The sequence below is a fragment of the Streptomyces sp. NPDC051243 genome (genome assembly GCF_044455405.1).
Taxonomy (GTDB): domain Bacteria; phylum Actinomycetota; class Actinomycetes; order Streptomycetales; family Streptomycetaceae; genus Streptomyces.
Genome location: NZ_JBITES010000020.1, coordinates 12,156 through 24,770, shown reverse-complemented (window position 1 = coordinate 24,770; position 12,615 = coordinate 12,156). Strand labels below are relative to the sequence as shown.

General features: G+C 71.0%; 12 protein-coding genes. 3 read left to right on the top strand and 9 right to left on the bottom strand.

The genetic code is table 11. The features are described 5' to 3' along the window. Positions 1-13 precede the first annotated feature (13 nt). On the bottom strand, positions 14-1,456 hold the full coding sequence (gene purB / locus ACIBAG_RS38760) for an adenylosuccinate lyase (RefSeq protein ID WP_399111964.1): 1,443 nt from the start codon (positions 1,454-1,456) through the stop codon (positions 14-16). Positions 1,457-2,072: 616 nt separating this feature from the next. Between purB and ACIBAG_RS38755 the strand changes: the two genes are divergently transcribed. After that, positions 2,073-2,705 carry a hypothetical protein gene (locus ACIBAG_RS38755; protein ID WP_399111963.1) on the top strand — a complete coding sequence of 211 codons (633 nt, stop codon included), beginning with the start codon at positions 2,073-2,075 and terminating at the stop codon, positions 2,703-2,705. Between the two features lie 105 nt (positions 2,706-2,810). Here ACIBAG_RS38755 and ACIBAG_RS38750 read toward each other — a convergent pair whose 3' ends face one another. The 7 genes from ACIBAG_RS38750 to ACIBAG_RS38720 form a co-directional block, all read right to left on the bottom strand. Continuing rightward, a complete protein-coding gene (locus ACIBAG_RS38750; RefSeq protein ID WP_399111962.1) occupies positions 2,811-3,593 on the bottom strand; it encodes an SGNH/GDSL hydrolase family protein in 783 nt (260 codons plus the stop codon). A 94-nt stretch (positions 3,594-3,687) separates the two neighbouring features. Beyond that, positions 3,688-4,701, bottom strand: coding sequence for a hemolysin family protein (locus tag ACIBAG_RS38745; protein WP_399111961.1), 1,014 nt, complete (start codon positions 4,699-4,701; stop codon positions 3,688-3,690). Beyond that, entirely contained in the window at positions 4,698-6,041 is a 1,344-nt protein-coding gene (locus ACIBAG_RS38740) for a hemolysin family protein (protein ID WP_399111960.1), read from the bottom strand. The genes ACIBAG_RS38745 and ACIBAG_RS38740 overlap by 4 nt, the downstream gene beginning before the upstream one ends. Positions 6,042-6,196: 155 nt before the next feature. Next, positions 6,197-6,622 carry a GNAT family N-acetyltransferase gene (locus ACIBAG_RS38735; RefSeq protein WP_399111959.1) on the bottom strand — a complete coding sequence of 142 codons (426 nt, stop codon included), beginning with the start codon at positions 6,620-6,622 and terminating at the stop codon, positions 6,197-6,199. Positions 6,623-6,679: 57 nt separating this feature from the next. After that, a complete protein-coding gene (locus ACIBAG_RS38730; protein ID WP_399111958.1) occupies positions 6,680-7,585 on the bottom strand; it encodes an LLM class F420-dependent oxidoreductase in 906 nt (301 codons plus the stop codon). A 46-nt stretch (positions 7,586-7,631) separates the two neighbouring features. Beyond that, the gene (locus ACIBAG_RS38725) at positions 7,632-10,199 is read right to left on the bottom strand and encodes an ABC transporter permease (protein WP_399111956.1); all 2,568 of its coding nucleotides are present in this window, start codon (positions 10,197-10,199) and stop codon (positions 7,632-7,634) included. A 4-nt stretch (positions 10,200-10,203) separates the two neighbouring features. After that, positions 10,204-11,064, bottom strand: coding sequence for an ABC transporter ATP-binding protein (locus tag ACIBAG_RS38720; protein ID WP_399111955.1), 861 nt, complete (start codon positions 11,062-11,064; stop codon positions 10,204-10,206). 194 nt (positions 11,065-11,258) lie between these two features. Here ACIBAG_RS38720 and ACIBAG_RS38715 point away from each other — a divergent pair, with 194 nt between their 5' ends. Together ACIBAG_RS38715 and ACIBAG_RS38710 are read left to right on the top strand one after the other, a co-directional pair. Continuing rightward, positions 11,259-11,498, top strand: coding sequence for a toxin-antitoxin system HicB family antitoxin (locus ACIBAG_RS38715; RefSeq protein ID WP_399111953.1), 240 nt, complete (start codon positions 11,259-11,261; stop codon positions 11,496-11,498). Between the two features lie 46 nt (positions 11,499-11,544). Beyond that, a complete protein-coding gene (locus ACIBAG_RS38710; protein ID WP_399112223.1) occupies positions 11,545-11,883 on the top strand; it encodes a fic family toxin-antitoxin system, toxin component in 339 nt (112 codons plus the stop codon). A gap of 21 nt (positions 11,884-11,904) precedes the next feature. Here ACIBAG_RS38710 and ACIBAG_RS38705 read toward each other — a convergent pair whose 3' ends face one another. Continuing rightward, entirely contained in the window at positions 11,905-12,591 is a 687-nt protein-coding gene (locus ACIBAG_RS38705; protein WP_399111952.1) for a class I SAM-dependent methyltransferase, read from the bottom strand. Positions 12,592-12,615 lie beyond the last annotated feature (24 nt).

Sequence of the window (12,615 nt, the reverse complement as noted above, 5' to 3'; positions counted from 1 at the left end):
GGCGACAGGGGCGTCAGAGGATCGCCCCGGGGGTGTACCCCGCCGCCTCCGGTCGCTGCTTCACGATCTCCTCGATCCGTCCCACGACGACGCCGACCTGGTCGGCCGCGGCCCCCGTGAACGACAGCTTGTCCGCCATCAGCGCGTCCAGCCCGTCGCGGTCGAGCGGGATGCGCTCGTCGGCGGCGAGCTTGTCGAGCAGCTCGTTGCGTTCGGCGCCCTGCTCACGCATCGCCAGCGCGGAGGCGACGGCGTTCTCCTTGATCGCCTCGTGCGCCAGCTCACGGCCGACGCCCGCGCGCACCGCGCCCATCAGCACCTTCGTGGTGGCGAGGAACGGCAGGTAGCGGTCCAGCTCGCGCGCCACGACCGCCGGGAAGGCACCGAACTCGTCGAGCACCGTCAGGAACGTCTCCAGCAGGCCGTCCAGCGCGAAGAAGGCGTCCGGCAGCGCGACCCGGCGCACCACCGAGCAGGACACGTCGCCCTCGTTCCACTGGTCGCCCGCCAGCTCGCCGGTCATGGAGGCGTAGCCGCGCAGGATGACCATCAGGCCGTTGACGCGCTCGCACGACCGCGTGTTCATCTTGTGCGGCATCGCGGAGGAGCCGACCTGGCCCGGCTTGAAGCCCTCGGTCACCAGCTCGTGCCCGGCCATCAGCCGGATCGTCTTGGCCAGCGACGACGGCGCCGCCGCCAGCTGCACCAGGGCGGTCACGACCTCGTAGTCGAGCGAGCGCGGGTAGACCTGGCCGACCGAGGTGAAGGCCTGCGAGAAGCCCAGGTGCTGGGCGATCCGGTGCTCCAGGTCGGCCAGTTTGCCCGCGTCCCCGCCGAGCAGGTCGAGCATGTCCTGCGCCGTGCCCACCGGGCCCTTGATGCCGCGCAGCGGGTAGCGCCCGAGCAGCTCCTCGACCCGGCCGTACGCCACGAGCAGCTCGTCGGCGGCGGTCGCGAACCGCTTGCCCAGCGTCGTCGCCTGGGCGGCCACGTTGTGCGAGCGGCCCGCCATGACCAGCTCGCCGTACTCGCCGGCCAGCTTGCCCAGGCGGGCCAGCACGGCCACCGTGCGGTCGCGCATCAGCTCCAGGGAGAGCCGGATCTGCAGCTGCTCGACGTTCTCCGTGAGGTCGCGGGACGTCATGCCCTTGTGCACGTGCTCGTGCCCGGCGAGGTCGTTGAACTCCTCGATCCGCGCCTTCACGTCGTGCCGCGTGACCTTCTCGCGCTCGGCGATCGAGGCCAGGTCGACGGTGTCCAGGACACGCTCGTAGTCGGCGATCGCCTCGTCCGGCACCTCGATGCCGAGGTCCTTCTGGGCGCGCAGCACGGCGAGCCAGAGCTGCCGCTCAAGCTTCACCTTCTGCTCGGGGGACCAGAGCGTGGCGAGCTCGGCGGAGGCGTAGCGTCCGGCGAGGACGTTCGGGATGCGGGGCTTGGCGGGCGCAGAAGTCACGTGCACGGAGTCTACCCGGCGTCCGGATGGGCCCGGATCGTCCCCGCGGCGCACAGCACCCCAGGTCAGGGGTGTTCTGGACGCGATCCTTCCGCCGGTCCGCGAGACGGATGCGAGGACGGACGCCGCAGGGTTCCACACGTCGCCGATTTCGGCCGTACCGAGCATGGCCATTCGAGTGAAACCGACTGCCGCACACGGGCGATCGGGTGAATTCCCGCTGGGTCAACGCGTCGTGGTTTCCCGGGGCCTCCTTGTCTCGTTCATAGTCTGCAGGTCGTGGCGAGTGTGAGCGTGTGGCATCACGGCTCCTGCGATGACCTTGCGAATCCCGCCAATCCGCAAGATCGCGTCAATGATCGACGTCGGCTTCCCCATTCCGCCTGAGAGAAAGACAACGAGAATGCGACAGGCCTTGAGCAAGGGATTGATCGTGGCCGCCGCCGCGACAAGCGCCCTGTCTCTATACGGCACATGCGCGTCCGCAGCCCCACGCATGCACGGGACCGTGGTGAACTCCGCTTCTGCACTGTCGGGTCATGCGGATCCATGGGACTCGGACGGCCTGGACGACCTGGACGGAAAATTCGCCGAGATGCAGGAAAAAGTCGGCGAGATGCAGGACAGATTCTATGACCTGAATGACAAACTCGGCAGTTTCCACGAGGCGGAGTCCGATTCCGGACACGACAGCTCGGGACACGACACCTCCGGACACGACACCTCTGGCTACGGCAACTCCGGATACGGCAACTCCGGGTATGGCCACGAGAAGCCCAAGGACCATGGCTATGGCCATGAAAAGCCCAAGGACCACGGTTACGGCCACGAGAAGCCGAAGGACGACGGCTACGGCCACGAAAAGCCGAAGGACGACGGCTACGGTTCCGAGAAGTCGAAGGACGACGGCTACGGCTACGGCTACGGTTCGGAGGAGCCGAAGGACGACGGCTACGGCTACGGTTCCGAGGAGCCCAAGGACGAGGGCTACGGCTACGGCGACGAGGAACCGAAGGGCTACGGCGACGACGGCTACGGCCACGAGGAACCCGAACCCACACCCGAGCCCAGCGAGCCACCCCACGAGCCCGAGCCGACGCCTCCTCCGGCCGAGCCCGAGAAGCCGGACCACCCCAAGATGCCCGAGACCGGCGCCGAGAGCGTCATCGCGGGTGTGGCCGCCAGCGGGGCGTTGCTGATCGCCGGCACCGTCCTGTACCGGCGAAGCCGGGCCGCGTCCCGCCAGTAGCCCCCAGTAGCGCACGGATGCCGGGGGACGGTCCCGCACCGCGCTGCCCATGGCACGTGCGGTGACGGCGGGCCGCCCCTGGCCGCCGGTCCTGGCCCCGCGGGTCTACGCCGCGGGGCCTTCGTACGGCAGCAGCTCGGGCCGCTTCGCCGGCAGGCCGTCCCCCGACGACCGTCCCGTCAGCCGCCGTCCGATCCACGGCAGCAGATGCTGCCGGGCGAACCGCACGTCCGCCGCCCGCCGCATGGCCCACCCGGGCGGCGCCGTGGCCGGCATCGGGGTACGCCACTCGGTGTCCTCGGGTTCGTAGCCGAGCGTCTGCCACACCGCCTCCGCGACCCGCCGATGCCCCTCGGGCGTCAGATGCAGCCGGTCCACGTCCCACAGGCGGGGGTCGGCGAGCGACGGGGCACCGTACAGGTCGACGACGACCGCGCCGTGCCGCTCGGCCAGCTCGTCGACGCAGGCGAACAGCTCCTCCATGCGTGGCCGGAACCGCTCCAGGACCGGACCCTGGCGGCCGGGGCTGCGCATCAGCACGAGCTGCTTGCAGGACGGGGCGAGCGTCTCCACGGCCTGCTCCAGGAGCCCGCGCACCCGCCCCATGTCGCACTTGGGCCGAAGTGTGTCGTTGAGACCGCCGACCAGCGTGATCACATCGGCCTCCATCGCGGCCGCCACGCCGACCTGCTCCTCGACGATCTGCCCGATCAGCTTCCCGCGCACCGCGAGGTTGGCGTACCGGAAACCGGGCGTGCGGGCGGCCATCCGCCCGGCGAGGAGGTCGGCCCAGCCCCGGTAGGAGCCGTCCGGGAGCAGGTCCGACATGCCCTCGGTGAAGGAGTCGCCGACCGCGACGAGGCTGGTGTGTGCGGGGTTCGTGTGCATGGCGACACAGATGGTATCCCGGGCTCCATACCCGCCGGTCGGTCGGTCCGGTTTCACCCGGGCCGGGCCCCCGGGCACCGCCTGAATCCGGCCGTCAGGCCCGCTGCCCGAACAGCTCCCGCAGCACGTCCTCCATGGTCACCACTCCCGCCAGCCGGCCGTCGCCGCCCAGCACGGCCGCCAGGTGCGTACGGGTGCCCCGCATCGCCGTGAGCACGTCGTCCAGCCTCGTGCTCTCCCGCACGCGCGCGATGGGCCGCATGTCCCGCACCTGGAACGGCACGTCCCGCGGGGCGGCGTCCAGCGCGTCCTTCACATGCAGATAGCCGACGATGCGCCGGCCCCCGTCGACGACCGGGAACCGGGAGAACCCCGACTCGGCCGAGAGCCGCTCCAGCTCCTCCGGCGTGACGCCCACGCGCGCGTAGACGACGCGTTCCAGCGGGAGCACCACGTCGCGCACCGGTCGGCGGCCCAGCTCCAGGGCGTCGTGCAGCCGCTCCCGCGCGCGCTCGTCGATCAGGCCGGCCTCGCCGGAGTCCCGCACCAGCCGGGCCAGTTCGGCGTCCGAGAAGGTCGCCGTCACCTCGTCCTTGGTCTCGACGCGCAGCAGCTTCAGCAGCCCGTTGGCGAAGGCGTTGATCGTGAAGATCACCGGCCGCACCGCCCGCGCCAGCGTGACCAGCGGCGGACCGAGCAGCAGGGCGCTGCGCACCGGCTCGGCCAGCGCGATGTTCTTGGGCACCATCTCGCCGAGCAGCATGTGCAGATACGTCGCCAGTGTCAGGGCGATCACGAAGGACACCGCGTGCCCGGCGCTCTCCGGCACGCCCACCGCGTGGAACACCGGCTCCAGCAGGTGCTCGATGGCGGGTTCCGCCACCACACCCAGCACCAGGGTGCACAGCGTGATGCCGAGCTGTGCCGCCGCCATCAGCGCGGACACGTGCCGCAGACCCCACAGCACGCTCTTGGCGCGCCGGTCGCCCTGATCGGCGTACGGCTCGATCTGCGAGCGCCGCACCGAGATCAGCGCGAACTCCGCGCCCACGAAGAAGGCGTTGACGACCAGCGTCAGGAAACCGATGAAGAGCTGTACGGCGGTCATCGCCCGTCCTCCTCCTTCTCGTGCTCGGCCAGGTCGGCCGGCGGCGCGTGCAGCAGCACCCGTGCGGCCCGGCGGCCCGTGGCGTCCACCACGTCGAGGAGCCAGCCGGCGACCTCGACACGGTCACCGACGGCGGGGATGCGGCCGAGTTCGGTGGCGACCAGACCGGCCAGCGTCTCGTACGGCCCCTCGGGCGCCCGCAGACCCACGCGGGCGAGCTGGTCCGACCGCGCCGAACCGTCGGCCGAGAACAGTGCCCGGCCCTCGTCGTCGCGCCCGGCGTGGGCCAGATCGGGCGTCTCGTGCGGGTCGTGCTCGTCGCGCACCTCGCCGACGACCTCCTCGACGATGTCCTCCAGCGTGGCCACGCCCGCCGTGCCGCCGTACTCGTCGATGATCACTGCCATGGTGCGCTTGCCCGACAGGCGGTCGAGGAGCCGGTCGACGGTGAGCGTCTCGGGCACGAGGAGCGGCTCGCGCATCAGCTCGGAGACGGGGACACGGGGCCGGCGTTCCGCGGGCACCGTCAGGATGTCCTTGATGTGCGCGGTGCCCACGACCGAGTCGAGGCTGCCGCGATAGACCGGGAACCGGGACAGCCCGGTCGCCCGCGTCGCGTTCGCCACGTCCTCGCAGGTCGCCTGTGCATCGAGGGCGACCACCTGGACGCGCGGGGTCATGACGTTCTCCGCGGTCAGATCGGCGAGGTTCAGGGTTCGTACGAAGAGCTCGGCGGTGTCGGCCTCCAGGGCCCCCTCGCGGGCGGAGTGCCGGGCGAGGGCGGCCAGTTCCTGGGGTCCGCGCGCGGCCGCCAGTTCCTCGGTCGGTTCCACGCCGAAGCGGCGCACTATGCGGTTCGCCGTGTTGTTGAGATGGGTGATGAAGGGGCGGAAGACCGCGCTGAACACGCGCTGCGCGTTGCCGACCCGCTTGGCCATGGTCAGGGGCGAGGAGATCGCCCAGTTCTTGGGCACCAGTTCGCCGACGACCATCAGGACGACGGTTGACAGGGCGGTACCGATCACCAGCGCGATCGAGCTCGCCGTCGAAGGGGAGACGCCCAGCGACTCCAGCGGACCCGCGAGCAGCGCCGCGATCGACGGCTCGGCGAGCATGCCGACGACCAGGTTGGTGACGGTGATGCCGAGCTGCGCGCCGGAGAGCTGGAAGGTCAGATTCCGTACGGCCCTCAGCGCACCGACGGCGCCGCGCTCGCCGCGCTCCGCGGCCCGCTCCAGCTCGCTGCGCTCGACCGTGGTCAGCGAGAACTCGGCGGCGACGAAGGCACCACAGGCGAGCGACAGCAGGATCGCCACCAGAAGGAGGAGCACTTCGGTCATCGGGTCACCTCTGTCCCATGGTCGGACAGGGTGGGGAGGATCGCGCGATGTCGTCTACTGGGAGGCTCGCCCATGGGCGGACGCTCACACCTTTCATTGGAGAACCGAAGTGGTCCTCCAATCGTAAAGGATGGGCAAAGCATGTCGGGCGGTGATCAGTAGGTGAGGTGCTTCACCCATCGCCGCCACTGCTCCTCGGGCGCGTACCCCGCCGCGCGCCAGGTATGGTGCGCGATCTCGTTGCGCTGCAGCACCATCGCGTCGCCCCGGCGCCCGCCCAGCCGTACGAACCTCTGTTCCGCGGCGGTCAGCAGAGCCGAGCCGATGCCCCTGCGGCGCCGGTCCGGGTGGACGGCCAGCCGGTACAGGTGACAGCGCCAGCCGTCGAAGCCCGCGATCACCGTGCCGACCAGCTCGCCGTCCAGCTCCGCCAGGATCAGCGCCTCGGGATCGCGGGCGATCAGCCGCTCCACGCCGTCCCGGTCGTCGCTGATGCTGGTGCCTTCGGCGGCCGTCTTCCAGAAGGCCAGCACGGTGTCGAGGTCGTCGGCCGTGGCGGCCCGTGTCCCTGGATCAGTCATGGTGCGATCCCATCACCGTCGATGAAACGGGACGCCTGAATTCCACTATGCGGACGGCTACTTGCCGCGCAGCCGCTCGATCACCGGCGCGAACGCCTCCATGTACGGCTCCAGAACGGTCAGGTAGGAGAACCCGTACCGCTCGCGCTGGGCCAGCACCTGTTGGGTGATCTCCGCCAGGGTGCCGACGAGGCCGATGGGCAGCGCCAGGATCTCGTCCAGGGTCAGGTCGGGGATGCGCTCCAGGAAGGGCTGCACCGCGGCCTCGCGGTCCTCGGTGACGATGACCATCTGGAGAAGAAGGTTGAGCTCGGCCGGTTCCTCGCGGCCGGCCGCCAGCTCGCCGTAGCGCGCGACGCGCTCGTCGAGCTCCTCGGCCGTGATCGGCGCCAGCTGTCCCGTCGCACTCCCCGGGACCGTGCGGGCACCCGTGAACGCCGCGATGTCCGCGTGCTCGGCGGTCAGCCGCAGCATGCGGTCGCCGTTGGCGCCGACGAGCAGCGGCACGCCGGGCTTCTGCACCGGCTGGGGCTGGTGTTCCCCGGAGGCGAGCAGCCGCTCCAGCTCCTGGAGCGTGTGGCGAAGATGGTCCACGCGCTCGCCCGGCGACCCCCACGGCAGACCGGCCGTGTCGTGCTCCGCCCGTACGTAGCCGGTGCCCAGCCCGAGTTCGAGGCGGCCGCCCGTCAGAGCGTCGGTCGTGGCCACCTCCCGGGCGAGCAGGGCCGGGTTCCAGAACCCCGCGTTGAGGACGAAGGTGCCCAGCCTGGGCCGCTCGGTCGCCTCGGCCGCCGCGACCAGGGCCGGGAACGGCGCGGGCATGCCCAGATGGTCGGGGACCAGGATCACGTCGTAGCCGAGCTCCTCGGCCCGGCGGCACTTGGCCCGCCACTCGTCGGCCGGGGCGGGTGTCATCAGGTTGACGCCGAAGCGGAACGGACGCGGACTCACCGGTTGCGACATGAACTCTCCTCACCTGCACGGGACTTGAGTGCCTGCCGCGATTCCATCACTCGTGTGCGATGGCCGCCAGCACATTCATGCGCGATGCACGCAACGCCGGCAGCAGCGCCGCCACGACGCCCACCACGGCCGAACCGATCACCACGGCGACGATCGTGCCCCAGGGGATCGCCAGCGCCGTCATGCCCTGCAGTGCCAGCACCTGCTGGGTGCACACGCCCCACACCAGCCCCAGCGCAAGTCCCAGGACGGCGCCGAACACGGCGATCACCACCGACTCCAGCCGGATCATCCGCCGCAGCTGCCGCCGGGCCAGCCCGATGGCCCTGAGCAGCCCGATCTCCCGGGTGCGCTCGACGACCGACAGGGCGAGGGTGTTGACCACGCCCAGCACCGCGATGATGATCGCGAGCCCGAGGAGGGCGTAGACGAGGTACAGCAGTACGGCGATCTGGTCGTGCACCAGGTCCTTGTAGTCGGCGATGTCCCGGACCTGTACCTGCGGATACGGGTCGAGCGTCTTCTCGAGGCCGGCGCGCAGGTCGTCGTCGCCGGTCCCGGAGGCGGCGTTGACGTACACGGCCGCGTCCTGCCCGCCCGGCGCGTACTTCTCCAGCGTGGCCAGGCCGAAGTAGATCCCGCCCTGGCTGCCGAACCCGTCCGCGGACTCCTGGTCGGTGAGTGCGCCCACCGTCAGCTCGGCCCGCCGGTCGCCCCGGAACTCGACGGGGAGCGTGTCGCCGACGCGTACGCCGTGGTCCTCGGCGAAGTCCTTGTCCATGGCGAGGTGCCCGTCCGCGAGCGCGGCCGCGGAATCGCCCTGGGCGTAGGTGATGTTCGCGACCTGGTCGAGCTCCGGTTCATAGGCGGCGGCGGTCGTCTTCACGCGGTCGCCGTCCGGGAGGCGTACCGCGATCGTCGTGAACTGCGAGCGCACGACCAGCCCCACGCCCTCGGTACCGGCGATCCGGTCGGTGACCTCCCGGGGGAAGGGCACGAAGTTGCCGTTCTGCACCACGAAGTCGGCGCCGAGCGTTTTGTCGATCTGCTCGTCGAACGACCTGGTCATCGAGGCGCTCGCCACCGACATCCCGCCGACCAGCGCGAGGCCCACCATGAGCGCGGCCGCCGTGGCCCCGGTCCGGCGCGGGTTGCGCAGGGCGTTGCGCTGGCTCATCCGGCCGATGGAGCCGAACAGCGCGGGGAAGGCCCCGCCGAGCACCCGGATCACGGGCCGTACCAGCAGCGGTCCCGCGATCACGGTCGCGATGAGGGTCAGCAGGACGCCGAGACCGAGCAGGGAAGCCGCCGACGACGTCTGCGACGACACGGCACAGCCCACCAGCGCCGCCACGCCGGCCGCCCCGACCACCGAGCCCGCGACCGCGCGCATCCGCAGCGGCCGTCCGATGTCGGCGATCTCCGCGTCGGCGAGTGCGGCCATCGGTGACACACCGGCCGCGCGCCGGGCGGGCAGGTAGGCCGCGACGAAGGTGACGCCGAGGCCGACGACGTACGCGGTGAACGGGGTCACCCACCCGACGACCATCTCGTCGGCCCGGATGTTCATGCCCATCAGGCCCATCAGCTCGATGAGGCCGACGGCCAGCCCGATGCCGGCGGCGAGACCCAGCGTCGAGCCGACCAGTCCCAGCAGCAGAGCCTCGGTGAGGACCGAGCGCCGCACCTGGCGCCGGTCGGCGCCGAGCGCCCGCAGCAGGCCCAGCTCGCGGGTGCGCTGGGCGATCAGCATGGAGAACGTGTTGACGATCAGGAAGACGCCCACCAGCACGGCGACGCCGGCGAATCCCAGCATCACGTACTTGATGATGTCGAGGAAGCCGCCCAGCTGCTCGACGTCCGACTCGGCCTGCTCCTCGGCGGTGCGCAGCTCGTAGGCGTCCGTGTTCAGCTCGGCCGCCACACGCCGTTTGAGCTCCGCGTCACTGACGCCCTCGGCCGCGTCCACCGAGATGCCGGTGGCGCCCCGCGGGTCGCCCAGCAGCTTCGTCCGCGCGGTCTCGGTGTCGAAGAAGACCAGGGCGGCACCGGGGTTGGTGGTGGTGAAGGTGACGATCCCGACGACCTCGACCGGGAAGGAGCCCTCCTGTCCGATGACCGTGAGCCGGTCGCCGATCCGCACGTCCTTGCCGTCGGCGGTGTCCGCGTCGATCAGCACCTGCCCGTCGCCCTCCGGGGCGTGGCCGGAGGTGAGCTCGACGGGGCTGCGCTCGGTGGGGTTCCAGGCGGTGCCGATCGTCGGGGCGCCGGTGGTCGGGCCCACCGACTCACGGTCCTCGTCGGCGACCGTGATGCCGTCCACGTCCACGTCCGCGCGGGCCGCCGAGACGCCGTCGACCCGGGCGATGCGGTCGGCGAGTGCGGCCGGCAGGGTCAGGGTCTGTCCCGACGGGATCGTCTCGTCGAGGGTCTCCCTCGGGGTGACGGTGACGTCGGCGGCCGTGGAGGCGAAGAGCCGGTCGAAGGTACGGCTGACGGTGTCGGAGAAGATCAGGCTGCCCGCGACGAACGCCACGGACAGAATCACCGCGAGGGCGGAGAGCAGCAGCCGCCCCTTGTGGGCGAGGAAGCTCCGGAGCGTCGCCTTCAGCACGGGGTCAGCCCTTCTCGGGTGACTCGGGCGCGGGTGGCGAAGCGTCGGCGGGTATCGCTCCCGGCGCGGGCCCGGCGTCCTCGAACCGGCTGCGGATCACATCGAACCGCTTCATGCGCTCGAGTACGGCCTCCGCCGTCGGCCGCTCCATCTCGTCCACGATCCGCCCGTCACCCAGGAAGATCACCAGGTCGGAGTGGGCGGCGGCGCCCGGGTCGTGGGTGACCATGACGACGGTCTGGCCGAGCTGGTCCACGGCATCCCGAAGGAAGCCGAGCACCTCCAGGCCGGCCCGCGAGTCGAGGTTGCCGGTGGGCTCGTCGGCGAAGATCAGCTCGGGCCGGGAGGCCAGCGCCCGGGCGCAGGCGACGCGCTGCTGCTGGCCGCCGGAGAGCTGGGAGGGCCGGTGCCGCAGCCGGTCGCGCAGGCCCAGCGTGTCGATGACCTGGTCGAGCCACTTCTCGTCGGGCTTCTTGCCGGCGATGTCCATCGGGAGGGTGATGTTCTCGGCCGCGTTCAGGGTCGGGATGAGGTTGAACGACTGGAACATGAACCCGATCCGGTCCCGGCGCAGCCGGGTCAGCTCGCGATCCCGCAGCCCGGTGATCTCGGTGTCGCCGAGCCACACCTGGCCCGCCGAGACGTTGTCGAGGCCGGCGAGACAGTGCATCAGCGTGGACTTCCCGGAACCCGACGGCCCCATGACCGCCGTGAACCGGCCGCGCGCGATGTCCACGTCCACCGCGTCGAGGGCGAGTACGGTCGTCTCGCCCGAGCCGTACGCCTTGGTCAGACCGCGGGCGCGGGCCGCGATCCCGTCGGCCGACGCGGGGTTCGGGGCGTGCTCCGCAGCTGCTGTGGGCAAGACCGCCTCCTCGCGGACGTAACGGACACCTCGTCCCCGCCGAGCGTAATGTGATCCACCGCACACCCGGTATCCGCCGAAGGTCCCGGTCGGTCTCCGTCCCAGGTCGGGCCCCTGATATCGATGTAAGGGGCACGCTCTGTCCGTGCGGTCGCACCCTTGCTGTGCTAGCACCATCGCGCTAGCTTCGAGGTATGGCGAAGACCCAGTTGAACGTGAGAGTGGACGAGGGCACCGCCCGCGCCGCCCGTGAACGCGCCCTGTCCCGAGGCATGAGCGTCAACCGGTACATCGAGGAACTGGTCAGACAGGACACCGGTGAGGTCGGCCAGACGTTCGTGGAGGCCGCCGCGGATTTCATGAAGCAGTACGAGTCGGTGTTCGCGGAGGAGTTCGGTGCCGACCGCGAGGGTACGCGCGAAGGTCGCCACTGATCCGTTGAGCAACAGCGACCTGCACATCGACCTTGCCTGGCTCCTGATGCTCGCCGAGAAGAGGACACCGGGAGATCCCCAGGTCACCGACTGGGGAGCTCTCGTCGCCGCCGTCGCACGCCATCAGGCCGAGATCTTCGACGTCCCCGTCTACGACAGCCCGCACGCCCGAGCCGCCTCCCTGCTCCAACTGCTCATCCACATCCCCGCGCTGGAGCGCTCCAACGCCCTGTTCGCGTCCGCCGTCGCCTACGCCTATCTCGTCGCCAGCGGCATCAGGGTCGTCACCTCGCCCGAGCGGGTGCGTGACCTGGCCCTGCTGGTGCGCAGCGGTGAGGCCTCGGTGCACGACATCGCGCGGGAACTGCGGCAGTGGAGCCTGTGAGCACCACTGACCACACTCTGATCACTCGCTGATCCGGGGCCGCCAGGCCGTGCCCAGCACGCAGTACGACGACGGGAGCGCCGGCCCCTTCTCCGGCATCATCACCCGCCGGTAGGGGCCGAGCTCGAACCCGGCCGCCCGCAGCGCGGCGACCGGCTCGCGGGAGAGATGGCAGCCGCCGCTGACCAACGGCCACACGGTCCGGTCCAGCGCGCGCTGCGTGAAGTGCATCGCGGGCCCGCCGCCCCGGCCGTGCTCGAAGAACCGCACGACACCGCCCGGCCGCAGCACCCGCCGTACCTCACCGAGCGCCCGCGGCACGTCCCGCACGCTGCACAGCACCAGCGAGAGCACCACGGCGTCGAAGGCCTCGCTCTTGACCGGCAGCGCCTCCGCCGCGCCCGGCACGACGTCCACGGGCACCCCGGCCCGCAGCGCGGACTCCACCGCCAACTGCCGCAGCAGGCGCTCCGGTTCGATGGCGACGACCTCCGAGACCGCGCTCGGATAGTGGGCGAAGTTCAGTCCGTTGCCCGCGCCGATCTCGATCACCCGGCCGGACAGCCCGGCCAGCAGCCGGTCACGTACACCGCCCATCCCCGCCTTCGTCTCGGCGTTGACACTGATCCGGGCGTAGAAACGGGCGAACAGCGGGTGGTGCACGGCATCCCGTGACACCTTGCCGGAGCCGGCGGACCGCAGGGCCATGGGGACCTCCCGGGCGGGATGGGA